The 25,324-nt window shown below is 60.8% G+C and carries 24 protein-coding genes and 1 pseudogene; 13 read left to right on the top strand and 12 right to left on the bottom strand.

The window, feature by feature from the left end; all coding sequences use genetic code 11:
* Positions 1–343: 343 nt before the first annotated feature.
* Positions 344–1,402 (top strand): DNA polymerase IV, encoded by a 1,059-nt coding sequence (dinB, locus tag NR164_RS14435; protein WP_046382209.1) that lies wholly within the window; start codon positions 344–346, stop codon positions 1,400–1,402.
* Between the two features lie 145 nt (positions 1,403–1,547).
* Here the strand turns inward: dinB and NR164_RS14440 are convergent, their stop codons facing one another.
* The 4 genes from NR164_RS14440 to NR164_RS14455 all read right to left on the bottom strand — a co-directional run bounded on the left by NR164_RS14440 (position 1,548) and on the right by NR164_RS14455 (position 6,336).
* Positions 1,548–2,501: a hypothetical protein gene (locus NR164_RS14440; protein ID WP_108524500.1), complete on the bottom strand. Its 954-nt coding sequence runs from the start codon at positions 2,499–2,501 to the stop codon at positions 1,548–1,550.
* Positions 2,502–2,521: 20 nt separating this feature from the next.
* Positions 2,522–4,237 carry a proline--tRNA ligase gene (locus tag NR164_RS14445; protein WP_017846118.1) on the bottom strand — a complete coding sequence of 572 codons (1,716 nt, stop codon included), beginning with the start codon at positions 4,235–4,237 and terminating at the stop codon, positions 2,522–2,524.
* A 208-nt stretch (positions 4,238–4,445) separates the two neighbouring features.
* Complete coding sequence (locus tag NR164_RS14450) at positions 4,446–5,978, bottom strand: AmpG family muropeptide MFS transporter (protein WP_256822882.1); 1,533 nt, start codon at positions 5,976–5,978, stop codon at positions 4,446–4,448.
* A 43-nt stretch (positions 5,979–6,021) separates the two neighbouring features.
* Positions 6,022–6,336 (bottom strand): MGMT family protein, encoded by a 315-nt coding sequence (locus tag NR164_RS14455; protein ID WP_186352037.1) that lies wholly within the window; start codon positions 6,334–6,336, stop codon positions 6,022–6,024.
* Between the two features lie 192 nt (positions 6,337–6,528).
* On the opposite strand from NR164_RS14455, the gene NR164_RS14460 reads away from it, so the two are divergent.
* The 5 genes from NR164_RS14460 (at position 6,529) to groL (ending at position 11,153) form a co-directional block, all read left to right on the top strand.
* On the top strand, positions 6,529–7,536 hold the full coding sequence (locus NR164_RS14460; protein WP_057004560.1) for a DUF481 domain-containing protein: 1,008 nt from the start codon (positions 6,529–6,531) through the stop codon (positions 7,534–7,536).
* A gap of 101 nt (positions 7,537–7,637) precedes the next feature.
* Positions 7,638–8,369 carry a HugZ family protein gene (locus tag NR164_RS14465; protein ID WP_046382214.1) on the top strand — a complete coding sequence of 244 codons (732 nt, stop codon included), beginning with the start codon at positions 7,638–7,640 and terminating at the stop codon, positions 8,367–8,369.
* Between the two features lie 67 nt (positions 8,370–8,436).
* Positions 8,437–8,913, top strand: a complete 477-nt coding sequence (locus tag NR164_RS14470) for an FxsA family protein (protein WP_017846113.1) — start codon at positions 8,437–8,439, stop codon at positions 8,911–8,913.
* A gap of 246 nt (positions 8,914–9,159) precedes the next feature.
* Positions 9,160–9,456 (top strand): co-chaperone GroES, encoded by a 297-nt coding sequence (groES, locus tag NR164_RS14475; RefSeq protein ID WP_017846112.1) that lies wholly within the window; start codon positions 9,160–9,162, stop codon positions 9,454–9,456.
* Positions 9,457–9,506: 50 nt separating this feature from the next.
* On the top strand, positions 9,507–11,153 hold the full coding sequence (gene groL / locus NR164_RS14480; RefSeq protein WP_017846111.1) for a chaperonin GroEL: 1,647 nt from the start codon (positions 9,507–9,509) through the stop codon (positions 11,151–11,153).
* A 105-nt stretch (positions 11,154–11,258) separates the two neighbouring features.
* Here the strand turns inward: groL and NR164_RS14485 are convergent, their stop codons facing one another.
* Together NR164_RS14485 and NR164_RS14490 are read right to left on the bottom strand one after the other, a co-directional pair.
* Positions 11,259–11,996 (bottom strand): phosphatase PAP2 family protein, encoded by a 738-nt coding sequence (locus NR164_RS14485; RefSeq protein ID WP_079444611.1) that lies wholly within the window; start codon positions 11,994–11,996, stop codon positions 11,259–11,261.
* Between the two features lie 50 nt (positions 11,997–12,046).
* On the bottom strand, positions 12,047–13,996 hold the full coding sequence (locus NR164_RS14490; protein ID WP_256822883.1) for an LTA synthase family protein: 1,950 nt from the start codon (positions 13,994–13,996) through the stop codon (positions 12,047–12,049).
* Positions 13,997–14,199: 203 nt separating this feature from the next.
* On the opposite strand from NR164_RS14490, the gene colR reads away from it, so the two are divergent.
* The 5 genes from colR (at position 14,200) to NR164_RS14515 (ending at position 17,969) form a co-directional block, all read left to right on the top strand.
* Positions 14,200–14,883 carry a two-component system response regulator ColR gene (colR, locus tag NR164_RS14495; RefSeq protein ID WP_016975511.1) on the top strand — a complete coding sequence of 228 codons (684 nt, stop codon included), beginning with the start codon at positions 14,200–14,202 and terminating at the stop codon, positions 14,881–14,883.
* Positions 14,873–16,153 (top strand): HAMP domain-containing sensor histidine kinase, encoded by a 1,281-nt coding sequence (locus NR164_RS14500; RefSeq protein WP_046382218.1) that lies wholly within the window; start codon positions 14,873–14,875, stop codon positions 16,151–16,153. The genes colR and NR164_RS14500 overlap by 11 nt, the downstream gene beginning before the upstream one ends.
* 187 nt (positions 16,154–16,340) lie before the next feature.
* Complete coding sequence (locus tag NR164_RS14505) at positions 16,341–17,021, top strand: class I SAM-dependent methyltransferase (protein WP_256822884.1); 681 nt, start codon at positions 16,341–16,343, stop codon at positions 17,019–17,021.
* Positions 17,022–17,025: 4 nt separating this feature from the next.
* A complete protein-coding gene (locus NR164_RS14510; RefSeq protein ID WP_256822885.1) occupies positions 17,026–17,745 on the top strand; it encodes a lipopolysaccharide kinase InaA family protein in 720 nt (239 codons plus the stop codon).
* Positions 17,742–17,969, top strand: coding sequence for a hypothetical protein (locus NR164_RS14515; RefSeq protein ID WP_017846105.1), 228 nt, complete (start codon positions 17,742–17,744; stop codon positions 17,967–17,969). Before NR164_RS14510 ends, NR164_RS14515 begins: the two co-directional genes overlap by 4 nt.
* 97 nt (positions 17,970–18,066) lie before the next feature.
* Here the strand turns inward: NR164_RS14515 and NR164_RS14520 are convergent, their stop codons facing one another.
* Genes NR164_RS14520 through NR164_RS14530 form a run of 3 tightly spaced genes read right to left on the bottom strand, consistent with a single transcriptional unit; the run spans position 18,067 to position 21,690 of the window.
* Entirely contained in the window at positions 18,067–19,164 is a 1,098-nt protein-coding gene (locus NR164_RS14520; protein WP_057004551.1) for a DUF1513 domain-containing protein, read from the bottom strand.
* Positions 19,165–19,166: 2 nt separating this feature from the next.
* Complete coding sequence (locus NR164_RS14525) at positions 19,167–20,231, bottom strand: imelysin family protein (protein ID WP_017846103.1); 1,065 nt, start codon at positions 20,229–20,231, stop codon at positions 19,167–19,169.
* Between the two features lie 31 nt (positions 20,232–20,262).
* Positions 20,263–21,690 (bottom strand): di-heme oxidoredictase family protein, encoded by a 1,428-nt coding sequence (locus NR164_RS14530; RefSeq protein WP_256822886.1) that lies wholly within the window; start codon positions 21,688–21,690, stop codon positions 20,263–20,265.
* A gap of 140 nt (positions 21,691–21,830) precedes the next feature.
* Between NR164_RS14530 and NR164_RS14535 the strand changes: the two genes are divergently transcribed.
* Both NR164_RS14535 and NR164_RS14540 read left to right on the top strand, forming a co-directional pair.
* Positions 21,831–22,394, top strand: a complete 564-nt coding sequence (locus NR164_RS14535) for an NAD(P)H nitroreductase (RefSeq protein ID WP_017846101.1) — start codon at positions 21,831–21,833, stop codon at positions 22,392–22,394.
* Positions 22,369–22,497 (top strand): hypothetical protein, encoded by a 129-nt coding sequence (locus tag NR164_RS14540; protein WP_256350928.1) that lies wholly within the window; start codon positions 22,369–22,371, stop codon positions 22,495–22,497. Before NR164_RS14535 ends, NR164_RS14540 begins: the two co-directional genes overlap by 26 nt.
* A 102-nt stretch (positions 22,498–22,599) precedes the next feature.
* Here NR164_RS14540 and NR164_RS30565 read toward each other — a convergent pair whose 3' ends face one another.
* The 3 genes and pseudogenes from NR164_RS30565 to NR164_RS14550 all read right to left on the bottom strand — a co-directional run bounded on the left by NR164_RS30565 (position 22,600) and on the right by NR164_RS14550 (position 25,275).
* Positions 22,600–23,355, bottom strand: coding sequence for a methyl-accepting chemotaxis protein (locus NR164_RS30565; RefSeq protein WP_370737558.1), 756 nt, complete (start codon positions 23,353–23,355; stop codon positions 22,600–22,602).
* A gap of 102 nt (positions 23,356–23,457) precedes the next feature.
* Positions 23,458–24,738 (bottom strand): annotated as a pseudogene (locus tag NR164_RS30570) (HAMP domain-containing protein); the annotation flags it as partial.
* Positions 24,739–24,873: 135 nt separating this feature from the next.
* Positions 24,874–25,275: a YbaN family protein gene (locus tag NR164_RS14550; RefSeq protein WP_256822888.1), complete on the bottom strand. Its 402-nt coding sequence runs from the start codon at positions 25,273–25,275 to the stop codon at positions 24,874–24,876.
* Positions 25,276–25,324 lie beyond the last annotated feature (49 nt).

Genomic DNA, 25,324 nt, shown 5'->3' on the forward strand with positions numbered 1-25,324 from the left:
GATTTGAACCGACGACCTTCGGGTTATGAGCCCGACGAGCTACCAGACTGCTCCATCCCGCGTCTGTGTGTCGGCATTCTACAGCGCAACGCAGGGGTGTCAACCTATGAATCGAAGAAAAGCGCTTGTGCTTCAATCGGTTAGCTCTCCATCACAGCCAGGTTGAGCCTTCGGGGCCAGTCTGGCCGAGGGTTTCAGCTCTATTGGCAGGTTAAATTCGATTGAGAAAATAAATTCATCTGAGAAATTTCCTACCGCTCAAGCGGAAGATTCAAACTACTGGTGCTATATACAGGGGTGAGTGCGATACTGCCCATCCGTTGGATTGCTCCCCTTCTTATATATGACGCAGCGCAAAATCATCCACGTCGACTGTGATTGCTTCTACGCCGCCATCGAGATGCGCGATGACCCGAGCCTGGCGCAAAAACCGCTGGCCGTCGGCGGCTCGGCGGATCGGCGCGGGGTGATAGCAACCTGCAACTACGAAGCGCGGGCCTATGGGGTGCGTTCGGCGATGTCATCACGCCATGCCTTGAAGCTCTGCCCCGACCTGACCATCGTCAAGCCGCGCATGGATGCCTATAAGGAAGCGTCGAAGGAAATCCACGGCATCTTTCGCGACTATACCGACCTGATCGAGCCGCTTTCCCTGGATGAGGCTTACCTGGATGTCTCCGACAGCCCGCATTTTGGCGGCAGCGCCACGCGAATTGCCCAGGACATCCGCCGCCGGGTCTCCAATCAATTGCATATCACCGTGTCCGCCGGTGTGGCGCCCAACAAGTTTCTGGCCAAGATCGCCAGTGATTGGAAGAAACCCAACGGCCTGTTTGTGATCACCCCGGACCAGGTCGAAGACTTTGTGTCGATATTGCCGGTGAAAAAGCTGCACGGCGTGGGCAAGGTGACCGCCGACAAGCTGGCGCGCCTGGGGATCGAAGACTGCCTGCAGTTGCGCGAATGGAACAAGCTGGCGCTGGTGCGCGAATTCGGCAGTTTTGGCGAGCGACTGTGGAGCCTGGCGCGTGGGATAGATGAGCGCGAGGTGCAGAACGACAGTCGTCGGCAATCGATCAGTGTGGAAAATACCTACGATGTGGATCTGCCAGATCTTTCAAGTTGCCTGGCGAAACTGCCTGAACTGATGGAAACCCTGGCTGGACGCATCGCGCGCATCGACAGCAGTTACCGCGCGGGGAAGCCGTTCGTGAAGGTGAAGTTTCATGACTTTACCCAGACGACCCTGGAGCAGGCGGGGGCAGGGCGGGACCTGGAGAGTTATCAACAGCTGATGACCCAGGCGTTCAATCGCGGTGGCAAGCCGGTGCGGTTGCTGGGGATTGGGGTGCGGTTGCTCGACCTGAGCAGTGGCAATGAACAACTCGAACTCTCCTGGTAGAGCCCGGAAACCAAATGTGGGAGGGGCGGTGCGACGATTCGACTTGCTCCCGATAGCGGTGTGTCAGTCAACTAAGGTGTTGAATGTGTCACCGCTATCGGGGGCAAGCCCCCTCCCACATTAGTCCTTTAGTGCTCCTGAGGGCTCAGCGTGCGCCAGGATCCGCGACGAGTCGCCCCGCGTCCTTGGTCAGCGCTTGCAGGAATTCCTGCTGCAACTCCGGATCATTGTGGGTCAGTTCGATCAGGCTCTGCTCCAGTTCGCTGGCTTCTTCCTCCAGGCCCAGCTCCGACAGGCGCTTGACCCGGTGGACCCACTGGCTGACTTCGTCGTCTTCCAGGTCGTCGTAGATCAGGCCGTGGGCTTCGAGCAACTTGCCGCGCAGTGTGTGGCTCACCGCCAGGGTCGAGTCCGAATGTACGTCGTCCTGGCCATCTTCCACGCTGATCTTCAAGGTGCTGATGCGGTTCAGATCCTGCTCGGCAAACGGGCTGTCCAACAGGTTCAGGCGCAGTACGCCGTTGCGGTCGGTGGTCATTTCATACACTTGCCTGCCGGCGGTGACCTGCACCGGGCGTTCGCTCCAGGGCAGGCTCGAATACTCCACGCGCTTGTCGCGCTGGACTTCATCGATACCCGCCAGGTTCTGTTGCGCACGCCCGTGGGATTGCACGTTCATGAACGGGTTGATGCCGTCGATGCCGTAGCTCAGCCAATCGTGGGTGATGCTGGTCGGCAGGTTGCCGAGGGCGAAGATATTCGCCACGTTGGCGCCCGCGCCGGCCACCAAAGCGACCGCGCCCAGCGGCATCTCATAGAGTTTGCGCCAGGGTTGGTAGGGGGTGTAGCGGTCGTAACGACGGGTGACTTCGAATTCGGTGACCTCGAAGGTCTTCTGCTCGTGAATGCGAACCCGGCGTTGCGGCAGCTCCAGCACTTTGGGTTCGCCTACATCGATCTGCAGGCTGTGGTCGAGCAACTTACGCTCGACCCGCTCCTCGTGCTCACTGCGTTGCGACATCTGGTTGGCGCAGCCGCTGACCAGCAGGGCGCCGCACAAGGCGGCGCCCCCCAGGGCTCTGGTGTTTCGCTTGAACATGACTTCTCTTGATCTGGTTTTCAGCGACGAATACGCGCCTGAAGGAAAGACAGCACGTCAGCCACCGGCAACGGTTGGGCTTCGGCTTCGGTCCGGCTCTTGTATTCCAGATTGCCATCGGCCAGGCCACGGTCACTGACCACGATCCGGTGCGGGATGCCAATCAGCTCCATGTCGGCGAACTTGATGCCCGGGCTGGTTTTCTTGTCGCGGTCGTCCAGCAACACTTCGAAACCGGCGGCCGTCAGTTCGGCATACAGTTTGTCGGTGGCTTCACGGACTTGCTCGGTTTCATAGCGCAGCGGCACCAGGGCCACCTGGAACGGCGCCAGGGCGTCACTCCAGATAATGCCTTTCTCGTCGTTGTTCTGCTCGATGGCAGCGGCAACCACGCGCGATACGCCAATGCCGTAGCAACCCATTTCGAGGGTGATCGGCTTGCCGTTTTCGCCCAGCACTTCGCACTTCATCGCCTTGCTGTACTTGTTGCCCAGCTGGAAGATGTGCCCGACTTCAATGCCACGCTTGATTTCCAGGGTGCCCTTGCCATCCGGGCTCGGGTCGCCGGCGACCACGTTACGCAGGTCGGCCACGGTCGGCACCGGCAAGTCGCGTTCCCAGTTCACGCCGAAGTAGTGCTTGTCGTCGATGTTCGCGCCGATACCGAAGTCGCTCATCAGCTCGACCGAGCGGTCGATGATGATCGGCAGCGGCAGGTTCAACGGGCCCAGGGAGCCGGCACCGGCGCCAATGGCGTCGCGCAGTTCGGCATCGGAGGCCATGACCAGCGGGCTGGCCACGCCCGGTTGCTGGGCGGCCTTGATTTCGTTGAGCTCGTGGTCGCCACGGATCACCAGGGCGATCAGCTTGCCGGCTTCCTCGGCGTGAACGATCAGGGTCTTGATGGTCTTTTCAATCGGCAGATTGAATTTTTCCACCAGGGCCGCGATGGTCTTGGTGTCCGGGGTGTCCACCAGGCGCAGTTCTTCAGCCGGGGCTGGACGGGCGGTTTCCCGTGGCACGGCTTCGGCTTTCTCGATGTTCGCCGCGTAGTCGGAACCGTTGCTGAACACGATATCGTCTTCGCCGGACTCGGCCAGTACGTGGAACTCGTGGGAGCCGGCGCCGCCGATGGAGCCGTTGTCCGCTTCAACCGGGCGGAATTTCAGGCCCAGGCGCGTGAACACGTTGCAGTAGGCGGTGTGCATGCGGTCATAGGTGACCTGCAAGGACGCCTGGTCGGCGTGGAACGAATACGCGTCCTTCATGATGAACTCGCGGCCGCGCATCAGGCCGAAGCGTGGGCGGATCTCATCACGGAACTTGGTCTGGATCTGATACAGGTTGAGGGGCAGCTGTTTATAGCTGCTCAACTCGTTGCGCATCAGGTCGGTGATCACTTCTTCATGGGTCGGGCCAGCGCAGAAGTCGCGGCCATGACGGTCCTTGAAGCGCAGCAATTCAGGGCCGTACTCTTCCCAGCGCCCGGATTCCTGCCACAGCTCGGCCGGTTGGGTGCTCGGCATCAACACTTCCAGAGAACCGGCAGCGTTCATTTCTTCGCGAACGATGGCTTCGACCTTGCGCATCACCTTCAGGCCCATGGGCAGCCAGGTGTACAGGCCAGAAGCCAGCTTGCGGATCATACCGGCGCGCAGCATCAGCTGATGGCTGATCACAACCGCGTCGGAAGGCGTTTCTTTCAGTGTGGCGAGCAAATATTGACTGGTACGCATGGTAGGCCGTTGTCGGTTGCTTGGACTTGAAGTGACTTGGGATTGTACGGGCGCAAACTGCCGCCGTACAGGCATCAGGACGCAGAGCTGTTTGTAGGAGCGAGCTTGCTCGCGAAGATCGTCAACGATGACGCGGGAAACCGGGATAAACGCGGTGTCTGTGACTTCTTCGCGAGCAAGCTCGCTACAGCTACAAGGGGAGGCTCTGTCAGTCTTCTGCCGGTGGATTCAAGCGAATCCGTCGGCTTTCCTGGAACCAATGCAGCGCAATCAGCAGCAAGGTCGGCACACCCAGCATGCAGGTGATCAGGAAGAAGTTGTGATAACCGAACTTCTCCACCATCCCCCCCGAATACCCGCCGATCAGGCGCGGCAGCAACAGCATGATCGAACTCAGCAGCGCGTATTGGGTGGCGGAGAACTTGAGGTTGGTCAGGCTCGACAGGTAGGCGACAAACGCCGAGGTGGCAAGGCCTGAGCTGAAGTTGTCCAGGGAGATGGTGAAGATCAGCATCTGCAGGTCCGGGCCCATGTCGGCGAGCATCACGAACAGCAGGTTGGTGCCGGCCGAGGCGATGCCGCCGATGAACAGGATCGGGAGGATGCCGAAGCGCACAATCAACAGGCCCCCCATGCCGGCGCCGACCAGGGTCATGATCAGGCCGAAGATCTTGCTGACCCCGGCAATCTGGTCCTTGGTAAAGCCCTGGTCGATATAGAACACGTTGGCCATCACGCCCATCACGGTATCGGACATGCGATAGGTGGCGATCAGCCCAAGCAGCAGCAGCGCCTGCCAGCGGTAGCGCAGGATGAAGTCGTTGACCGGCGTCAGCACCGGCGCCAGGCCTCGGCGGCCCATGGCCGACAAGCACAATGTTGTCAGGGTGATGTAGAGGATGGCGCGCAGGAAGGCGCGGTCTTCCATTAACAGTTCCCACAGGCTGACACCGTGGAACAGCACGCTGGCGAAATCGGTGTTGTACAACTGGGTGAACGTCGCCGGCACCGACACCAACAGCACGATCAGCACAAACACCGACACCAACTGATGCACGAAACTGTAGCGTCCAGCCTGCAACTGGGTGCGCAGTGGCACATTGGGCTCGCGCATGAACAGGGTGGTCAGCAGCGCCGGAATCATCAGCACGCCGAACAGCACATAGGTGCCGGTCCACGCCGAGTGTTTATAGTTGAAACCGGTAGAGCCGAAACCTTCGGCAAAAAACAGCGCGCCGGCCGTGGCGAGCAGGGCGGCGATGCGGTAACCGGACATATAGCTGGCGGCCAGGGCAGCCTGGCGGCTGTCATCGGCGATTTCCAGGCGATAGGCATCGACTGCAATATCCTGGGTAGCCGAAGCGAAGGCGACGATCACCGCAATAGCGATCAGCCAGGACAAGTGTTTCTGCGGGTCGCAGAAGCCCATGCCGATCAATCCGAGGATCACCAGCGATTGGGCCAGTACCAGCCAGGAGCGACGACGTCCGAGTTTGCCCAGCAGCGGCAGGCGCCATTGGTCGAGCAATGGCGACCACACCCATTTGAAGGCATACGCCAAACCGATCAGGCTCGCATAGCCGATGGTCTCGCGGGCCACACCGGCCTCACGCAACCATACCGAAAGCGTCGAGAACACCAACATGTAAGGCAAGCCGGCGGCAAAGCCGAGCAACAACAGCACTAACGTCGAGGGGCTGGCATAGGCGGCGAGCGCGGCGCGCCAGGTTTTACGGGGCATGGGCTGGAGTCTGCCTCAGATTCACGGAAACAAAGCGCGCACTCTAACCGCTGTGCTCTACCGGGCGCCAGCCATGACGCTGAATATCCACGCGATTGTTCAGGATAGCGACACCTTCGTTGCGTAAACGCGCACGTTGTTCGTCGCCTGAGGCGCTGCCCGCCGGCAGGCTTATCCGACCGCCGGCACCCAGCACGCGGTGCCAGGGCAAGCGGGTATCGTCGGGCAGTTGGCTCAGGGTGCGCCCGACCCAACGCGCCGCGCGCCCCAGCCCGGCGAGGTGGGCCAGTTCGCCGTAACTCACCACGCAACCTTCGGGGATTTGCGCCAGCGTCAGGTACAGCGCGGTGCGGCGCATCTCGGCAGGGCTTTGCGGGGCTTCGGCGGGTTGCTTCACGGTGGATATATCCGTTCAGATCGTCGGTTTCTTGTAAGAAACGTCTGTAAATATGCAGATGAGAACTGAACTCAACACAATTCATTGAGTCAGTCCTAGCTATCTAACACGATAACGCCCCTATTTCGCCAATCCTGAGCCCCTTATCCGCTTATGTTGTCCAGAACCCTGCTGTGCCTTGCTGTTTTCAGCGCCTCCACCCCCTTGCTCGCCGACACCGTCTGGTTAAAGAACGGTGACCGCCTGTCCGGCAAGATCAAGCTCTTCGACGGTGGCAAGCTGCTGATCCAGACCGACTATGCGGGGGCTATCCCGGTGGATTGGAAACAGGTGAAAACCCTGGAGAGCGATCAGGAGTTGTTGGTCAAGCAGGATGCCTACACCGGTGAGAAAGCCAAATCCTTGCAGGCTGCGGCTGATGGCAAAGTGGTGCTGGCCAATGGCGAGGCGCCCAAGACCGTGGAACTGGCCAGCATCCAGCAGATCATCAAGCCCAAGCCGGTGATCGAAGACCTGGTGTGGAAAGGCAATGTCGACATGGCGCTGGACTACAGGCGCGCCGAAAAAGACACCAACGACTACGACATCGACTTCAAAACCTCCGCCCGCCACGGCCAATGGCGCCACACCGGGCAGGGCGAGTACAACCGCGAGTTCCAGGACGACGTCACCACCACCGACAACTGGTCCCTGGAATACGACCTCGACCGCTTCATCACCGAGCACTGGTTCTGGCAGGGCCGCTTGACCTACAAGCGCGACAGGGTCGAAGACCTGTCCCGCCAACGCACTGTCGGCACCGGCCCGGGCTACCAATTCTGGGACGATGAGCTCGGCGCGTTCTCCCTGGGTTCGTTGGTCAACCGCACCGATTACGAATATTCCGATGGCGGCAAGGACAACTTCTATTCCCTGGCCATGAAGTGGGACTACAACCGCTACCTGATCGGCAAGACGGTTGAATTCTTCACCTCCGGCGAGTTGGGCAAGCCTATCGGCGGGCCGGCCGAGTATGCCCTCGATGCGGAAATGGGCCTGCGCTACAAGGTCACCGAGTGGGCGTCGCTCAATCTCAAGGCCGAGCGTGACGTGATCAGCGGCGACTCGGAAAGCAGCTTGAGCAAGACCCGCTACACCGCAGGGTTTGGCGTGGCCTGGTAATCCGCTTCGTGCCCGCTGGCAACCTGCGCGGATATTGATTACCTTGGCTTGAGATCCATTCCCATACGCTATGGGCGACTGAATTCCCGAGGAGTCATACGTTGAGCGCGCACGTTGCCAAGAACGCCCGAGAGCTGTTGCTCAAGGAATACCGTGGGGCCCTCTCCACATTGTCCAAAGCCATGCCCGGTTTTCCCTTCGGTTCGGTCGTGCCGTATTGCCTGGACGAGCAAGGCCGGCCGCTGATCCTGATCAGCCGGATCGCCCAGCACACCCATAACCTGCAGAAAGACCCTAAGTGTTCGCTGCTGGTCGGCGAGCGTGAAGCGGATGACGTGCAGGCAGTGGGGCGCCTGACCTACCTGGCCGAAGCCGAGCAATTGCACGACGCCGCCGCGATTGAAGCGGCCGCCGAACGCTATTACCGCTACTTCCCCGAATCGGCCAACTATCACCAGGCCCACGACTTCGACTTCTGGGTACTCAAGCCGGTACGTCACCGCTATATCGGCGGCTTTGGCGCGATTCACTGGCTTGACCGGTTGACCCTGGCCAACCCGTTCGCCGGCCCGGCCGAGCGCAGCATGGTCGAGCACATGAACGCCGACCACTCCAAGGCCATCGCTCATTACGTCGAGTTAGCCGGCTTGCCCACACACGAGCCGGCGCAACTGGCCGGGATCGACAGCGAAGGCATGCACCTGCGCATAGGGCATGCGCTGCACTGGTTGCCGTTCGCCGAGTCTTGCAACACGCCGACACAAGTGCGCGAGGCCCTGGTTTCCTTGGCTCATGCTGAGGTCTGGCCGAAAAAAAGCGCCGCTGAAGCTTGAATTCACGAAATGGCGACGTCATCTAAGGTGGACTGGCAAGGCAATCTTGCGTTGAGGAAACCATTTGATGCGCCCTTTTTTATTGCTCTTTCTGCTGTTCCCGGTGTTGGAGCTGTTCGTATTCGTAAAAGTCAGTGGTGCGATCGGGTTTTTCCCGGCACTGCTGCTGATCATTCTCGGCTCGATGCTCGGCGTTCTGGTGCTGCGCGTCGCCGGTCTGGCCACGGCGCTGCGTGCCCGTGAAAGCCTGAATCGCGGCGAATTGCCGGCTCAAACCATGCTCGAAGGGCTGATGATGGCCCTGGCCGGTGGCCTGTTGATCCTGCCAGGCTTCATCAGCGATGTGCTCGGCCTGGTCATGCTGCTGCCGTTCACCCGCAAGCTGCTGGCGGGCAAGATGCGCCAGCGCGCCGAAGAGGCTGCGATTCGCCAGCGCGCGTTCGCCGACGACCTGCAACCCCGTGGCGGCCCGGCTCCGCGCCAGCCGTTGGGGCGAGAAGGTGATGTGATCGAAGGTGAGTTCGAGCATCGCGACAGCAAATAACCGCTTCACTGGCGCGGCCCCTTCGGGGGCTGTGTTGTTTTTAAGGGCCGGCAGACGCAAAAAAATTCATCGCCGGCCCCTTGTAATAAGCTGATGCGCCCTTATGTAACGGTCACCGCAAGGTTTCTGGTGGCGACACCAGACAGACTTCCGCGTTTCGCCCTGCGAACCGCGACCGGCCCCGCCGGATTTAACCTGCCGGTACTGACACCGGCCGATGAAAAACACAATTAGGAGAGATCGACAATGAGCAAGCTTCGTCCTCTGCACGACCGCGTCGTTATCCGTCGCAGCGAAGAAGAAAAGAAAACCGCTGGCGGTATCGTTCTGCCAGGTTCGGCTGCTGAAAAAGCCAACCACGGTGTGATCGTCGCTGCAGGCCCAGGCAAGACTCTGGAAAACGGTGAAGTACGTGCGCTGGCCGTTAAAGTCGGTGACAAGGTTGTATTCGGTCCTTACTCCGGCAGCAACACTGTGAAAGTCGACGGCGAAGACCTGCTGGTCATGGCTGAGAACGAGATTCTCGCCGTTCTGGAAGGCTGATTTCCCCGCTCATTTTCCCGTTACTACAAAGTATTTAAGGAATATCGATAATGGCTGCTAAAGAAGTTAAATTCGGCGATTCCGCCCGCAAGAAAATGCTCACCGGTGTCAACGTCCTGGCTGACGCAGTAAAAGCGACCCTGGGCCCTAAAGGCCGTAACGTGATCATCGAGAAGAGCTTCGGCGCTCCGACCATCACCAAGGACGGCGTTTCCGTCGCCAAAGAAATCGAACTGGAAGACCGTTTCGAGAACATGGGCGCGCAGCTGGTCAAAGACGTTGCCTCCCGTGCCAACGATGACGCAGGCGACGGCACCACCACCGCTACCGTTCTGGCTCAGTCGATCGTCAACGAAGGCCTGAAAGCCGTCGCTGCCGGCATGAACCCGATGGACCTGAAACGCGGCATCGACAAGGCGACCATCGCCATCGTCAAAGAGCTGAAAAACCTGTCCAAGCCATGCGCTGACACCAAGGCTATCGCTCAGGTGGGTACCATCTCCGCCAACTCCGACAACTCCATCGGCGACATCATTGCCGAAGCCATGGAAAAAGTCGGTAAAGAAGGCGTGATCACGGTTGAAGAAGGCACTGGCCTGGAAAACGAACTGTCGGTTGTAGAAGGCATGCAGTTCGACCGTGGCTACCTGTCCCCGTACTTCGTCAACAAGCCAGAAACCATGGTTGCCGAGCTGGAAAGCCCGCTGATCCTGCTGGTCGACAAAAAGATCTCCAACATCCGCGAAATGCTGCCGGTGCTGGAAGCCGTTGCCAAGGCCGGCCGCCCACTGCTGATTGTTTCCGAAGACGTTGAAGGCGAAGCCCTGGCGACTCTGGTTGTGAACAACATGCGTGGCATCGTCAAGGTTGCAGCCGTCAAGGCTCCAGGCTTCGGCGACCGTCGCAAGGCCATGCTGCAGGACATCGCCGTTCTGACCGGCGGTACCGTTATCTCCGAAGAGATCGGCCTGAGCCTGGAAAGCGCCACCCTGGAAAACCTGGGCAGCGCCAAGCGCGTGACCATCTCCAAGGAAAACACCATCATCGTCGACGGTGCTGGCGTAGATCAGGACATCCAGTCGCGCATCACTCAGATCCGTGCCCAGGTTGCCGAAACTTCCTCGGACTACGACCGTGAAAAACTGCAAGAGCGTCTGGCCAAGCTGTCCGGCGGCGTTGCAGTGATCAAGGTTGGCGCTGGCTCCGAAGTTGAAATGAAAGAGAAGAAAGCCCGCGTTGAAGACGCCCTGCACGCAACCCGCGCAGCCGTTGAAGAAGGCGTGGTACCTGGCGGTGGTGTTGCACTGATCCGCGCCCTGGAAGCCATCCTGGACCTGAAAGGCGACAACGCCGATCAGGACGTGGGTATCGCTGTACTGCGTCGTGCCGTTGAAGCACCGCTGCGTCAGATCGCTGCCAACAGCGGCGACGAGCCAAGCGTTGTGGTTAACGCTGTGAAGAACGGTAAAGGTAACTTCGGTTACAACGCGGCAACCAGCGAATACGGCGACATGATCGAAATGGGCATCCTGGACCCTACCAAGGTGACTCGTTCGGCGCTGCAAGCAGCTTCCTCCATCGGCGGTCTGATCCTGACCACCGAAGCAGCTGTTGCTGAAGCACCGAAGAAAGAAGGCTCGGCTGGCGGCGGTATGCCAGACATGGGCGGCATGGGTGGCATGGGCGGCATGATGTAAGCCAGCCTTACCCGGCGACTGAAAAACCCCGCCTGCAGCGATGCAGGCGGGGTTTTTTTATGCGGGTGCGTAAAGGGAGGGAGGTAACTGAAGTGGTTGGCCGGTCTACGTATTCAATGCACGCACTTCTGACACCCTGACCTTCGATGGCCGATAGAGTATCAGGCAGTACAGCCCCAGGCAGATCAGCCAACAGAAAATCGCCGTCCACACATTGTGGGAAAAGAAGTGCGCGCCCTGCGCCATGCGGCTCACGGAAAACACGCTGCCCAGCGCCACGGCAAAGATGAACGCCTTGCGTGCCATCCGCGGCCGGCGATCCCGTAGCGCAAAGAACCAGGCGAACAGGGCGAACCCGGTTGCCGCATGCCCGCCGGGCCAGCAGCGCCCAGGTTTATCGGTGGGCGGGCGAGGGCTCAGCAGTTCGCTGTAGGTTTCCTGGCCACCGAACTCCTTGAGGCTCCACGGGCATTGCACGGCGGTGACGGTTTTCAACGGCGAGACGAACGCCGTGGCCAGCCCCAGGGACAACACCAGGCAGCCCAGTTCGCGGCGGTACGGCTTGAGGCGCTGGAGGATAAAGGTACCGGCAAACCCCAGAATGGCCAGCACCGAGAACAGGATGACCATCTGTTTGGCGCGGTCATGCAGGATGTCTTCGAGGAAGAAGCTGTAACGCCCGATGAAGCCGCCACCCGCAGCGCTGTAGAACTGCTTGGCGAGGTCCATGTCCAGCGATGTCAGCTGCAGCAATAGCATCAGCAGCACAGCGCCGGCGGGGATGCCCAGGCACAGCCAGAAATTGAGAGGTTTGGAAACCAGAACAACAGGTGGGGATTGCATGGTAAACCCTGATAAAAAAGTCCCGTACTCGGCTGTACGGGACGTTTTGGTTAGCGCGTGCTTAATGCCGGGGCCTCTTCCTTGGGCGCTTTCCAGCTCAGCAGTTGTTGTTTGAAATCATAACTGGCGGCCTGGTAGTAGGTGATTGCCCGCTGGATCAGCGGGTCATCGCTGCCGACCCGCAACTCCTGGCTTTTACCCAGCGCCTCGTCGTGGCGACGCAGGCCCTGGCGTGGGCTGAGAATCGCCAGGTTTTTGCCGTCGAACAGCCCCAGGTGCTGGTAGTTGCCGACCACGACCCGAGGGGGCAATGGGTTGTCCTGCAACAGGTCACGGCCAAAGAAGGTCGATTCATAGCTCAGGTTGATCAGGCCCAGCAGGGTCGGCGCCAGGTCGATCTGGCTGGCCAGTTGCGCCGATTCCCGTGCGTCGATCAGCTTCGGCGCATAGATGAACAGTGGAATCTGATAGTTGGTGATGGGCAGGTCTTCCTGGCCTGCACTGCCGGCGGTGTGGTCGGCGACGAAGACGAAGATCGTGTTATCGAACCATGGCTTCTGACGCGCCGCTTCCAGGAATTGGCCGATGGCATGGTCGGTATACTTCACCGCGCCGTCGCGGCCATTGCCGGATTTGATATCGATGCGCCCGTCCGGGTAGGTGTAGGGGCGATGGTTGGAGGTGGTCATCAGTTGCAGCAAGAACGGCTGCTGCTTGGCGTAGTCGGCATCGGCCAGCTTCAGGGTCTGTTTGTACAGATCCTCGTCCGCCATGCCCCAGGCATTCTTGAACGAGATTTCTGACTCGGGCACGCTGCTCTGGTCTACGACGCGATAACCGTTGCCGCTGAAAAACGCGTTCATGTTGTCGAAATAACCGCGCCCGCCATACACAAACACGCTGTCGTAACCGATGGCCGTGAGTTGTTGCCCCAGGCTGGCGAAGCCGCTCTCCCGACCAATGCGCTTGACGATGGAGCGTCCCGGCGTCGGTGGGATGGCCAGGGTGATCGCCTCCAGGCCACGGTCGGTGCGGGTGCCGGTGGCGTAGAAGTTGTTGAAGTACAGGCTTTGTTGACGCAAGGCGTCGAGATTCGGCGTGAGGTTGCGCCCGTCGCCATTGCTGCCCATGTATTTGGCGCTGAAACTTTCGATGGTCACCAGCACGATGTTGGGTTTGCGCAGCGTGCCCGGGTGGGTGATGGCACGGCGGATATCCAGTGGGTCCTGGCCGATGAAGCGCGCATTGGGCTCGCTGAGTTCGGCGCGCAACTGCTTGGCCACGATCTCGGTTGGCAGGCTCTTGTAGAACTGTGAGTAATCCAGCTCGTTGTTACGGAACGCGGCGAAAAACTGATACGGGCCATTGCTCGCCAGTTCGTTCTTGTAGGCATTGCCGCCTTGGGCGCGTGGGCTGTCCTGGCTGATCAGTTGCAGGCTCAGGCCCGCGACGACCAACAGCGCCAAGGCATTCAACAGACGGCCGCGCATGGGCGGCAGCGGGGCGTTCATTGCCGCATTGAATGGCTTGCGCAGGGCCAGGCTCAACACGATGGCCAGCATCGCCAGCAAACTGAGCAACTTGCCGATGGGGTAGGATTCCAGCAGGTTGTTCAGTACTTCGTCGGAGTACACCAGGTAGTCGACGGCGATAAAGTTGAAGCGCACGCCGAATTCATCCCAGAACAGCCATTCGGCCACCGAGGTGAACAGCATCGCGAACAGGCTGACGGTGAGCACTGCCTGCAGGAACCAGCGATGGCCACGGCGACGCCACAGCGCGGGCGGACACAGCAACAGGTACAGCCCCAGAGGGAGGGCGGCATAGGCTAGAAAAGCCAGGTCATAGAGCAGGCCCACGCCAAACACCGGCAGCAGATTGCCGCCGACTTCATCCAGATGCGTAATGAGCAGTACGCTGCGGGTGAGCAGGAAAACAACCAGCCAGGCACCGGTTACCAACAGCAAATAGCGCATAGGCGCTGTTTTGAGAAACCCCATGTCCAACTTCCTTAGATCGATGGGGGCGATCTTCGACCTGGCACTGTAGTCAGTTTGTGAAGCTATAGTGAAAAACTCGTTCAACTCTTTAATCGGTTGAAATCGTTTATCTGCGCAGCGCTCAGCTCTATCCCTGAGCCCCACTAGGCCTTAAGCTGCGCGAGCCAACACACGGCTGGCACGAAAGTACGGAGACACTGCCCATGCGAATTTTATTGGTTGAAGACAACCGCGATATTTTGGCCAATCTGGCCGATTATCTGGGGCTCAAAGGTTACACCGTGGACTGCGCGCAGGACGGTTTGTCGGGCCTGCACCTGGCTGCCACCGAGCACTACGACCTGATCGTACTCGACATCATGCTGCCCGGCATCGATGGCTACACCCTGTGCAAACGCCTGCGCGAAGATGCGCGCCGCGATACGCCGGTGATCATGCTCACCGCCCGCGACCAGTTGGATGACCGCCTGCAGGGTTTCAAGTCCGGCGCTGATGACTACTTGCTCAAACCGTTTGCCCTGTCGGAACTGGCCGCGCGCATCGAAGCCGTGCTGCGCCGCGCCCAGGGGGGCGGACGCCGTGCCCTGCAGGTGGCCGACCTGCATTACGACCTCGATACCCTGGAAGTCACCCGCGAAGGGCGCCTGCTCAAGCTCAACCCGGTGGGCCTGAAGCTGCTGGCGGTGTTGATGCAGAAAAGTCCCCATGTGCTGCGTCGGGAAATTCTCGAAGAAGCCCTATGGGGGGATGATTGCCCCGACAGTGACAGCCTGCGCAGTCACGTCCACCAGTTGCGCCAAGTGATCGATAAACCTTTCGCCAAACCATTGCTGCAAACGGTACACGGTGTGGGTTACCGCCTGGCCGAGGGTCGTGATGGAGTTTAAGCAAAGCCTTGCCCAGCGGATCATCATCGCCTTTGCCTTGATGAGCGCATTGGTGGCGGGCGCCTTCGCGATGGGGATCATCGCGACGGTGCATCTGGTGGAAGAGAAGCTGATTTCGGCAGGTCTGGGCGGCGACTTGCAGCGCCTGCTGCTGATGGACAGCGTCGAGGACTGGAGCCACCGACCCGAGCCGGACCAGCTGTTCTATTTCAGCGGCGGGCGCGGGGATTTCGAGCTGCCCAAGGACCTGCGGCACCTGGAACCGGGTTTTCATGAAGTGTTCCGCGAGGCGTTGTCGTACCACGCCATGGTCGAAGTGGTCGATGGTCGGCGTTACGTGCTGCTGCAAGATCAGAGCGATTTCGAAGAGCGTGAGCGCGTGCTGTTCGCGGTGGTGCTGGTGGGCTTCGTGCTCAGCCTGGCGCTGGCGGTCTTCCTCGGCTGGGTGCTGGCCCGCAAGGTGATGGCACCGGTGGTGCGCCTGGCGCGCCAGGTGCGTCATCGTGACCAGTTGCTCGGCCTGGCGCCGCCCCTGGCACCGGATTACGCCGCCGATGAAGTGGGCGAGCTGGCCGTGGCCTTCGACGCCACATTGGGCCGTCTGCGCCAGGCGCTGTCCCGCGAGCAGTTGTTTACCAGTGATGTGAGCCACGAATTGCGCACGCCGTTGATGGTATTGGCCAGTTCCTGCGAGCTGCTGCTGGAAAACCCGGCCATCGACGAGCGTGGGCGCAACCAGGTGCTGCGCATCGCCAGGGCCTGCGAAGAAATGCGCGAACTGGTGCAGACCTTCCTGATGCTGGCACGCGCCCAACACAACGACGCCACCATGTCCCCCCGGGTAACCCTCACCCAGGTGGCGGATGATTTGCTCGGCATCTGGCGTGAGCCGATCGAGCAAAAAGGCCTGCAACTGATCTACCAGCCGGGCAACCCCCTGGATACCCGCTATAACACCACCTTCCTGCATGCGGTGATGGGCAATCTGCTGCGTAATGCACTGCATTACACCGAGCAGGGCTTTATCCGGCTCACCCTGGAACCGAGTGGTTTTGTGGTGGAAGACTCCGGCGTCGGCATTCCTGAAGACAAGCGCGAAGCCATGTTCGAGCCCTTCGTGCGCGGCAGCGAAAAACGCGGCGAGGGCCTTGGACTGGGGCTGTCGCTGGTGCAGAGGATCTGCGAAAACCAAGGCTGGAGCGTCAGCCTGAGCACCATGGAACCCAATGGTTGCCGCTTTCATGTCCAACTGAGCCAGGTCAAATCCTGACCGTGTGTGCTACCGCTATGCTGGCAACGATCAGTGTAAATCGTCGTAGATAGCCCGTTGCTATCATTTGTGTCGGTAAAGTCTTGACATGTATGAATCTGGACAGGACAAGTTTTTCACAACGAGTTGACCTATTGATCACAGTCTGCAACTTAAGGTCGTAGGCATCAGTAAACGGAGACGTAAGATGCCTACCCCGATCAAGCTCGAATTTTCCGATAAGTACGACGAAGAGCATGCACAGAATTATTTGCTCAAACATCAGGATAATTTAGCTCGCCGGCTGTCCCACAAACGTGACGAGCAGTTGGCGCGCGGTGCGCTGGCCATGGCCGGTGAACCTGGCCTGGTCTTGGACTTGCCTTGCGGGGCCGGGCGTTTCTGGCCGTTGCTGGCGGAAAAACCCAACCGGGTGATCATCGGCGCCGATAATTCGGAGTCGATGTTGAAGGTCGCGATGGTCGCCCAGCCACCGGACGTGGTCAAACGGGTACGCCCTTTGCAGACATCCGCCTTTGATATCGATTTGCCTGATAACGCGGTCGACAGCATCTTCTGCATGCGCCTGATGCACCACATTGGTGAGCCTGAGCACCGCTTGGGGATATTGCAGGAGTTTCATCGTGTTACCCGCGACAGCGTGATCATCTCGCTGTGGGTGGATGGCAACTTCAAGGCCTGGAAACGCAAGCGTGCTGAAGTAAAACGTCGTAGGAAAGGTGAGCAGGAAGGTTACCAAAACCGGTTCGTGTTACCGGCTGCTACTGTCGAGGCAGAGTTTGAGCAGGCCGGTTTCCGTGTTCAGGAGTCCCTGGACTTCATTCCGCTCTACGCCATGTGGCGAGTATATGTATTGCGCAAGAGGTAACAGGATGGCAGTTGAGTGCGTAGCAGGCAGTCATGTAGCTCCCGAAGAGCGATTTGAGTATTTCTGGCGCCAGCAGGGCGAGTGGGTCGAAGAGCCTAATCGTCGGCGTGGCGGTGAAAGTGGCGTGCAGCGTGTGATGGGGCCCACCGGGCGTTTGCTCTACAGCAAACGTCAGACCGGGCATATCTACCGCAGTTTGCTGCATCCGTTTGGACGCCCGACGGTGTTGCGCGAACGGGATGCTCTCAAAGGCCTGCGCGCGCTGAATGTACGGGTACCGGAGATGGTGTTCTGCGAGGCGCGTCGTGATCCGCAACACCAATGGAAAGCATTGTTGGTGACGGCTTCGCTGGACGGTTTCGACGAAATCGAAAAATGGTACGCCGCCGGTGGCCGTGAACAGTACGGCGAAGCGGTACACGAGCGTGTACTCAAAGAGGTGGCGGCGACATTGGCGCGCATGCACAAAGGTCGCTGGCAACACGGTTGCTTGTACATCAAGCATATCTTTGTGCGCGTCACGGGTGAGCCCGGCTCGGCCAACGTGGAAGTCGCGCTGCTGGACTTCGAGAAATGCCGCCAGCGCCTGACCGCTTATCGAGCCGCCTCCCATGACATGCTGCAACTGCGCCGCCATTCGTCGTGGAGCGATGGCGACTGGGCAAAACTCAGCTACTTTTACGAGACGGCGTTTGGCAGCGCTATCAAGGGTTTAACCAAATGAAGCTAGAAATAGCTCGAGGTCTGTTTCTGGTCGGGGCGTTGGGCGTTGCTGCCCTGGCCCTGGCTGCATGGGAACAGCCTCGGACACAGGTCCTCAGTGCGGTGCAAGGCAGCGGGCAATGCCTGCTGCCGCGCATCGCCAAGGCGAATGCGACGGTCAAGCCCGATCATGACCTGCTGCTGTTCATGTTCGGGATGTCTCGAGGGGTGGGGCCACAAAGTTGAAACGATCGAAACCACCCAAAAAGGGCCTTGTGAGACGAGGCCCTTTTTTTTCGCCAGCGATTTGGCCGTCGGGCGCAGCGCGGGCCGAGCCTGACCGTCAGACCAGATGCAGATGGTTATCCCAAAGCCCGGCTGGCAATTCCAACGGTGTTGCGCTCAGCTGTGCCTGGCGGCAGTCATAGAACCGGCAGCGCCCCTGGCCGGAGGTCACGACAAACCCATCCGCCACCGCACCCACGCCCGCACAGTCCGGCAACGGCCCATCCAGGCGCAGCTCGCCACTGTCCATGTGCCAGATAAACAAGCGGTTGCCGCGCGGTGCGGTCAACGCGACCAGGCGCAATTCGCTGTGTACGGCGACGCTGGCGGTGTAGTGCGCCATTGCCTGTAGCTGCTCGTCGGCCACCGCAAACGCCATGAATGGCTGCCCCGGCCGCTTGATCGCAAGCAACTCGGAGCGCTCCTGGGACGGCCCCATGAACTGCTGCCCGGTAAGGATGGTGCCATCGCTGGCGATGCCCATATGGCGCACGCTGTTCATCTGCTGGCCGAGGGTTTCCTTGCTGATCAGGCTGCCGTCGCGTTGCATCAGCACCAGGCTCGGTTCCATGGCGTTGAGGTTCATTTCCACGCGGCTTTCGGCTTCGGTGCGGATGCCGCCGTTGGCCACCACCAGGGTTTCGCCGTCGGGCATCCACGCCACCTGGTGCGGGCCGATGCCATGGGTGGAAATCTCGCCGCTGTGCACCAGCCGTTCGCCTTCGAACCGGTACACCCCGAGCAGGCCACGGCCCGGATCGGAGGTGTCGTTTTCGGTGGCGTACAGCCAGTCGCCACTTTTATGGATTACCGCGTGGCCATAGAAGTGGCGGTTTGCATTCGCGGTGATGGTTTGCAGCAGCGCGCCATCACGCAGGTCGATCAGGTAACTCTCGGTGCCCGGGCGACGGGCGACAAACAGCGCGATCGGCAGCGTCGGGTGGTTGATGATGTCGTGGCAGCGCTGGCCGACCTGGGTGGCGAACACCCGCTGGCCGTCCAGGCGATAACCGACAGCATAGTGTTTGCCGTCTGCATCATCCCGCGCCGACAGCAGCAGCGGGCCCTTGTCTTTCTGCTTGAACAACGTCCAGCCGCCCAGCGTGAGTGCGCCGAGCAACGCGCTGCCAATGGCCAAAGCCTGTCGCCTGAGCATCATCAGTCACCGTCGTTGGCGTTGAAGCCCAGTTGGATGCCCAGCGCCTTGGCCAGCTCGCCTTCGTGCAGGCGGTGGACGACGTTGAGGCTGTCGTAGAGATCGTTGAGCTGCTGGCGTCCGGCGTCATCGCCGAGCAATTCGTTGAGGGTGCGCTGGTTGCTGGCGAACAGTTTCAGGGACGCGGCATAGGCGGCGTCGATCTTCTCGGCCAGGGCCTTTTGATCGGCCGGCAACAAGCCACGCAGGCCTTTGTTGTCGACGCCGACCCACACGGTCTGAGCCGCGGCAAGGCTGGCTTCCAGGCTTCGCAGGGACGACTGGCTGCGCCACGCGTCGGCCTGGAACGGCTGCGGGATGCCCTTGGTCTGGCGGCCCATCGGCGTGCCGAGTTTTTTCTTCAGGGTGTCCAGTGCGGTCACTTGTACGCGCAGCAGGTCGGCAATGGCCTCGTGGGAATCAGCGTAGCGCTGGTTGGGAAACTTGCTCATCTGCGCGAGCATGCCGTCGGTGCTGTTCCAACTGGCCAGGATCTCTTCGGCCAGGGCTTTCTGGCGCTCGCCGATGGCGGTCAGCAGCGGGCAGTAGCGGGCTTTCTGCGCGGCGTCGGCGATATCGGTCTTGGCGTCGTAGAGGATGTATTCATAGGCCGACAGGCCCTGCACCACTACGCTGGATTTGGCCAGGGCGGCCGCATCGATCTGCGGCTGGGCGGCGACCAGTTGCTCGACCTGGCGACCCACCAGGTTTTTCTTGTCCGGCCAGAACTGCACCTGCCACGAACGGTTACCCTCGGCCAGCGGGCCGATCAGCAGCGGTTGCAGTTCGGCCCAGGCTTTTTGGGCGTGAAGGAAGTCGGCGCGAGCGGTGTCCAGGCTTTCCTTGCCCTGGCAGTACGCCAGGGCGCTGACGGCCAGTTGACGGTCGGCTTCCACCCAGCGGCTGTAGGTCGGCAAGATCACTTGCTTGGCGATGGCGGCCGAGGTCACCGCTTGCGGGTCTTGCGGCGAGCAGGCACCGAGCGCGAGGGCGGCCAGGCTGGTGAACAACAACTTGGGACGGAACATGTCGAGCTCCCTTCTGTAAGTGGGGCGAAGCTTATAAAGAGTTCAGGAACGCCAGCAGTGCAGCGCGCTGCTCGGCATTGAAGGACAACACATGCTGCTGCGCCGCTTGTGCTTCACCGCCGTGCCAGAGCACGGCTTCCAGCAGGTTGCGGGCGCGGCCGTCATGCAAGAACTGGGTGTGGCCACTGACGGTTTGCGTCAGGCCGATGCCCCACAACGGTGGCGTGCGCCAGTCGCGGCCACTGGCCTTGAATTCGGTGCGGTGGTCGGCCAGGCCGTCGCCCATGTCATGCAACAGCAGGTCGCTGTAGGGGCGAATCACCTGGTTGGCCAGTTCAGGTTCGGCAGCATTGGTCGCCGTGGTGAACGACGGCGTGTGACACCCCTGGCAACCGGCCTGGTAGAACAGGTTCTTCCCGGCCAGCACCTGTGGTGCGTCGACGTCGCGGCGCACGGGCACTGCCAGGTTGCGGGTATAGAACAGCACCAGGCGCAGGATGTTATCGCTGACTTCCGGCTCGCCATCGGGGCCATTGCCGTTGGGCGCCTGTTTGCAGGCGACCTGGGCGTCGGTGCAGTCATCGAACGGTCTCAGCGACGTGGTGAGGCCCATATCCCCCGAAAACGCGTGAACGTTCTGTTGATTGAGATTGGGTTGCCCGGCTTTCCAGCCGAAACGTCCGAGCACGGTTTTTTGCCGGGCGTCATCCCAGACCCAGTTCGCGCGGCCGACGATGGCGTCTTTGTCGGCGGTCTTCGGGTCGGTGTTGCGCAAGATATCCGCGTCGGCAATCGCTTCGAGCAGGCCCAGGCCGATCATCGGCGGGGCGATGCGTGCGGAGAAGCGCGTGTCCGGGTGCATCGGGCCGTAACCGAGTTGGGTGATCTGCAGGTTGGGCTTGCGCAGTTCGACGACGCTGCCGTCCGTGAACGTGACGTTGACCGGCGTGTAGTCGACCCGCACCTTGCCCTCCGGCGTCACGCCGGGTACGGCCATGTCCTGCAACTGCCCACCGTAGACCGGCTCGGGCACTACGCCGAGTTGCTCGATGAGCTTGGCATACGGCGGCGCATCCGGGATCGACAGGCGCACCAGCATCGACACGGCGTTCTGCGCGTCGGCCAGCGGCGGGTGGCCACGGCCGTCCTTGATATGGCAGTTCTGGCAGGCATTGGTGTTGAACAGCGGCCCCAGGCCGTCGCGCGCGGTGGTGGTGGAAGGCGCGATCACCCAGGGGCTGCGAAAGAAACTGTTGCCGACGCTGAAATCCAGGCGGCGGGTTGGCGACAGGTTGGCCGAGGGTAGGGAAAAGGCGTTCTGGCCGTGTTTGTTCACCGTCGTTGCCCCGCCGGCCCGCGCTTCCCCCGGCTCAGCCTGGGTAAACCGGGGGGCGTCGTCGCAGGCAACCAGGCTCATGGCCATCAGTCCTGCAGACAGGCGAAGAAGCGAACGGAGCATCGAGTTTCCTGAGCAAAGGCGGAAAATAAGGTCGCAAAGTCTAACAGGGCGGGGCGGTTTGAATAAGAGCAATTATCGTTTGATGGCATCCCGGTCCATTCCCGCTAGAATGACCGCACATTTTTTTCTGGAGGTGGCCAATGCAGGCTCTCGACGCTTTGCTCAACCGTGTTTCCGTGCCGCGCCTGCTGGAACCGGCACCGACCCAGGAGCAGCGTGATGTGCTGTTCGCCGCGGCCATGCGTGCGCCCGACCACGGCCAGCTGCGTCCTTGGCGGTTCCTCACCGTGGAAGGCGCGGCCCGTGAGCAGATGGGCACGTTGCTGGTCGAAGCCGCCCGCCTGCAAGACCCCGACGCGCCGCAGGCCGTCCTCGACAAGGCCCAGAACGGCCCGTTGCGCGCGCCGCTGGTCGTAGTGGTGATTGCCCGCCTGCAGGAACACTTCAAGGTGCCGAAATCCGAGCAATTGCTGGCGGCGGCTTGTGCCGCCCATGGCATCCTGCTGGCGGCCTACGCCCAGGGGATTGGCGCGGTGTGGCGCACCGGGGACTTGTCCTACTCGGCCCATGTGGCCAAGGGGCTGGGACTGAAAGAGGGCGAGGAAGTGATTGGCTTCCTCTACCTGGGCACGCCGCAGAACCCACCGCGTACCGCGCCGAAAGAGGATGTGGCGGCGTTTGTCACGGCCTGGACCGGCCTGTAGGAGCGAGCTTGCTCGCGAAAAACTCAAGGACACCGCGTTCATCCAGGATGCACGCGTGATCGAGGATGTAGCGGCGTTTGTCACGGCCTGGACCGGCCTGTAGGAGCGAGCTTGCTCGCGAAAAACTCAAGGACGCCGCGTTTATCCAGGATGCACGCGTGATCGTTGACGTTCTTCGCGAGCAAGCTCGCTCCTACAGTGTTGTTTACACCCTGAACTGGTCCATCAACTTCATCTGTTGAGTCGCCAGTGCATTGAGTTGGCTGCTGATCGCCGCCGATTCCGTGGCCTGGCCGGTGAGGGTTTCGGTCACGGTGCGGATCGCCGACACATTGCGGTTGACCTCTTCGGCCACTGCGCTCTGTTGTTCGGCGGCGCTGGCGATCTGCAGGTTCATGTCGCTGATCACCGTCACCGCGTCGCTGATCTTGCCCAACGCCTGCACGGCCTGATGGATCTGTCCGGCATTGCTCTGGGCCTGCTGTTGGCTCGAATGCATGGTCGCCACCACGCCACGGGTGCCGCTCTGGATGCGTTCGATCACCTGGCGGATTTCCTCCACCGAATCCTGGGTGCGCTTGGCCAGGTTGCGTACTTCGTCGGCCACTACCGCAAACCCGCGCCCGCTTTCCCCGGCGCGTGCCGCTTCGATGGCGGCGTTGAGCGCCAGCAGGTTGGTCTGCTCGGCAATGCTGCGAATCACTTCCAGCACTGAACCGATCTGCTCGCTGTTGACGGCCAGTGCTTCGACTTCGCTTACGGCCTTGCTGACTTCGTCGGCGAGGGTGGTGATATCGCGGGTGCTCTGCTCGATGATCGACATGCCTTCGCGCGCCGACTGATCGGCCCCGCGCGCCGCGCTGGCGGCGTTGGAGGCGCTGTTGGCGACGTCATGGGCGGTGGCGCTCATTTCATTGGACGCCGTGGCCACCTGGTCGATCTCGCGGAACTGCACCTGCATGCCTTCGCTGGTCTGGCGTGCAATGGCCGAAGACTGGTCCGCCGTGCCACGGGCTTCGCTGATGCTTTGCTTGATCTGCGCGATGGTCGGTTGCAGCTTGTCGAGGAAACGGTTGAACCAGGTCACCAGTTCGCCCAGCTCGTCTTTCTTGGAGTAGGCCAGGCGCTGGGTGAGGTCGCCGTCGCCGCTGGCGATGTCCTTGAGCATGGCGGCCACGCTGTTGATCGGCCGGGTCACGCCGGTGGCGGTCAGCCAGACCAGCAGCAGGCCGAGCAATGCGGCGACGGCCGCGACCAGCAAGGCCTTGAGCGTGCCGCTGGCCTGGGCCTTGTCGAGTACGGCTTGCAGCTTGACGTTATCGGCCAGCAGTACCGCCTTGGGCAGCTTGATCACTATGCCCCAGGACTTGGCGTCGGCAAGCGGTTTGAGCGGGTACACCGCGCGAATGGTGTTGTCCTGTTCGAGAATCGTGCGGTTGTCGCTGCCCAGCAGTTGCACGATCTCTTTGCCTTCGGCGCCCAGGGTGTCGATCAAGTTCTTGCCGACCTTGGCCGGTTCGCCACTGTAGGCGGCGATCAAACCGGTGCTGGAGATAATCTCCAACTGCGCCATACCGTTGAACAGGTCTTTCTGCGCGGCATCGGTGCTGGCTTGCAAGGCATTGAGGGCAATGTCGACGCCTAGGACGCCGATGAGTTTGCCGTCTACCAGCAACGGCAGGGCGATGGTGGTCATCAGTACAGTCTTGCCGCCCACCGTGTCTTCATACGGGTCCAGCAGGCAAGCGCGACGGGTGTCCCGTGGGCAGGTGTACCAGATGTTGTAGGGGGTGCCGTTGAGGTTGAGGGTGGTTTTGTTCAGGTCCTCTTCGACCATGATGGTGTTCAAGCCTTCGCCGCCGGCGCGGCTCCAGTAGCTGGAGAAACGGCCTTTATCGTTGGAGACACGCGCCTTGTCGTCGACAAACTCACTGTCCTTGCCATCCAGCGCATTGGGCTCGAACGACATCCATATCCCCAGCACCTTGCTGTTGCGTTCAAACGCGGTTTTCAGGCTCTGGTTGAGTTCTTCACGCAGCGCGCCGGGTTCGAGGGAACGCTTGGCGGCCAGGGTGCGCAGGTCTTTGACCTGGTCGGCGAGGGCGGTCAGCGCCACCAGGCTGTCGCCGAAGGTTCGCTGCAGTTGTACCGCCTGTTCGGCAGCCTTGGCTTGCAGCAGTTGTTGCACACTGGCGGTGAGCATCCGTGAGCTTGAGTCGCTGACCAGCGCATTGTTCTGCGCGGTATTGTAAATATTCATGCCGACCACCAGCGCAATCACTCCCAGCAGGCAGAGGCCGGACAGCAGCACGATTTTCAAGCGGATGGAGAGGGTATCGAACATAGGTTCACTCACGGATGGGCTTGTTGGTATGCGAGCCGGGCCAAGTCCATTCGGCGCCTTATCCGGAGCATCGGCGTAGCCAGGGGTTTCATGAGAGGGAGGCGATGAACGGTAGGAAAACGCCTACATCCCGCGTTATACGGGGCGTGCAAGCCGTTCCGGGCGGGACCATATCCACAGGTTGCCCAGGCTCATTCCGGCGATGGTGAGGTAGATCGGCCAGCCGTGATCGAGCGTCAGCAGCATCAGTAGGGCACAGAGCAGCATGCTGACGGTGGCGCTGATTTTGGCGCGGCGCGCAATGATCTTGCCGTTGCGCCAGTTGAACAGGATCGGCCCGAACAGGCGGTGGTTTTCCAGCCAGGCGCTGAGGCGCGGCGAGCTTTTGGTGGCGGCCCAGGCAGCCAGCAGGATGAATTCGGTGGTGGGCAAACCCGGCACGACAATCGCCACCAACCCGATACCCAGGCTGACGTAGGCCAGCAGGCCGAAGAGGAACCGGGCGATTCTCGAGGTGGATGGGGATTTGCCGGTCATGGGTGTGTGCAAGTCGGGGAAAACAATTATTCAGCTTGGCATGAGATCC

Origin of the sequence: Pseudomonas sp. Pse79 (assembly GCF_024519615.1) — a bacterium.
GTDB classification, from domain to species: Bacteria; Pseudomonadota; Gammaproteobacteria; order Pseudomonadales; family Pseudomonadaceae; genus Aquipseudomonas; species Aquipseudomonas veronii.

Coding starts and splice junctions, on each gene's coding strand:
- dinB (WP_046382209.1), top strand. CDS start 344: ATGACGCAGCGCAAAATCATCCACGTCGACTGTGATTGCTTCTACGCC.
- NR164_RS14440 (WP_108524500.1), bottom strand. CDS start 2,501: ATGTTCAAGCGAAACACCAGAGCCCTGGGGGGCGCCGCCTTGTGCGGC.
- NR164_RS14445 (WP_017846118.1), bottom strand. CDS start 4,237: ATGCGTACCAGTCAATATTTGCTCGCCACACTGAAAGAAACGCCTTCC.
- NR164_RS14450 (WP_256822882.1), bottom strand. CDS start 5,978: ATGCCCCGTAAAACCTGGCGCGCCGCGCTCGCCGCCTATGCCAGCCCC.
- NR164_RS14455 (WP_186352037.1), bottom strand. CDS start 6,336: ATGCGCCGCACCGCGCTGTACCTGACGCTGGCGCAAATCCCCGAAGGT.
- NR164_RS14460 (WP_057004560.1), top strand. CDS start 6,529: ATGTTGTCCAGAACCCTGCTGTGCCTTGCTGTTTTCAGCGCCTCCACC.
- NR164_RS14470 (WP_017846113.1), top strand. CDS start 8,437: ATGCGCCCTTTTTTATTGCTCTTTCTGCTGTTCCCGGTGTTGGAGCTG.
- groES (WP_017846112.1), top strand. CDS start 9,160: ATGAGCAAGCTTCGTCCTCTGCACGACCGCGTCGTTATCCGTCGCAGC.
- groL (WP_017846111.1), top strand. CDS start 9,507: ATGGCTGCTAAAGAAGTTAAATTCGGCGATTCCGCCCGCAAGAAAATG.
- NR164_RS14485 (WP_079444611.1), bottom strand. CDS start 11,996: ATGCAATCCCCACCTGTTGTTCTGGTTTCCAAACCTCTCAATTTCTGG.
- NR164_RS14490 (WP_256822883.1), bottom strand. CDS start 13,996: ATGGGGTTTCTCAAAACAGCGCCTATGCGCTATTTGCTGTTGGTAACC.
- colR (WP_016975511.1), top strand. CDS start 14,200: ATGCGAATTTTATTGGTTGAAGACAACCGCGATATTTTGGCCAATCTG.
- NR164_RS14500 (WP_046382218.1), top strand. CDS start 14,873: ATGGAGTTTAAGCAAAGCCTTGCCCAGCGGATCATCATCGCCTTTGCC.
- NR164_RS14505 (WP_256822884.1), top strand. CDS start 16,341: ATGCCTACCCCGATCAAGCTCGAATTTTCCGATAAGTACGACGAAGAG.
- NR164_RS14510 (WP_256822885.1), top strand. CDS start 17,026: ATGGCAGTTGAGTGCGTAGCAGGCAGTCATGTAGCTCCCGAAGAGCGA.
- NR164_RS14515 (WP_017846105.1), top strand. CDS start 17,742: ATGAAGCTAGAAATAGCTCGAGGTCTGTTTCTGGTCGGGGCGTTGGGC.
- NR164_RS14520 (WP_057004551.1), bottom strand. CDS start 19,164: ATGCTCAGGCGACAGGCTTTGGCCATTGGCAGCGCGTTGCTCGGCGCA.
- NR164_RS14525 (WP_017846103.1), bottom strand. CDS start 20,231: ATGTTCCGTCCCAAGTTGTTGTTCACCAGCCTGGCCGCCCTCGCGCTC.
- NR164_RS14530 (WP_256822886.1), bottom strand. CDS start 21,690: ATGCTCCGTTCGCTTCTTCGCCTGTCTGCAGGACTGATGGCCATGAGC.
- NR164_RS14535 (WP_017846101.1), top strand. CDS start 21,831: ATGCAGGCTCTCGACGCTTTGCTCAACCGTGTTTCCGTGCCGCGCCTG.
- NR164_RS30565 (WP_370737558.1), bottom strand. CDS start 23,355: ATGCAGGTGCAGTTCCGCGAGATCGACCAGGTGGCCACGGCGTCCAAT.
- NR164_RS14550 (WP_256822888.1), bottom strand. CDS start 25,275: ATGACCGGCAAATCCCCATCCACCTCGAGAATCGCCCGGTTCCTCTTC.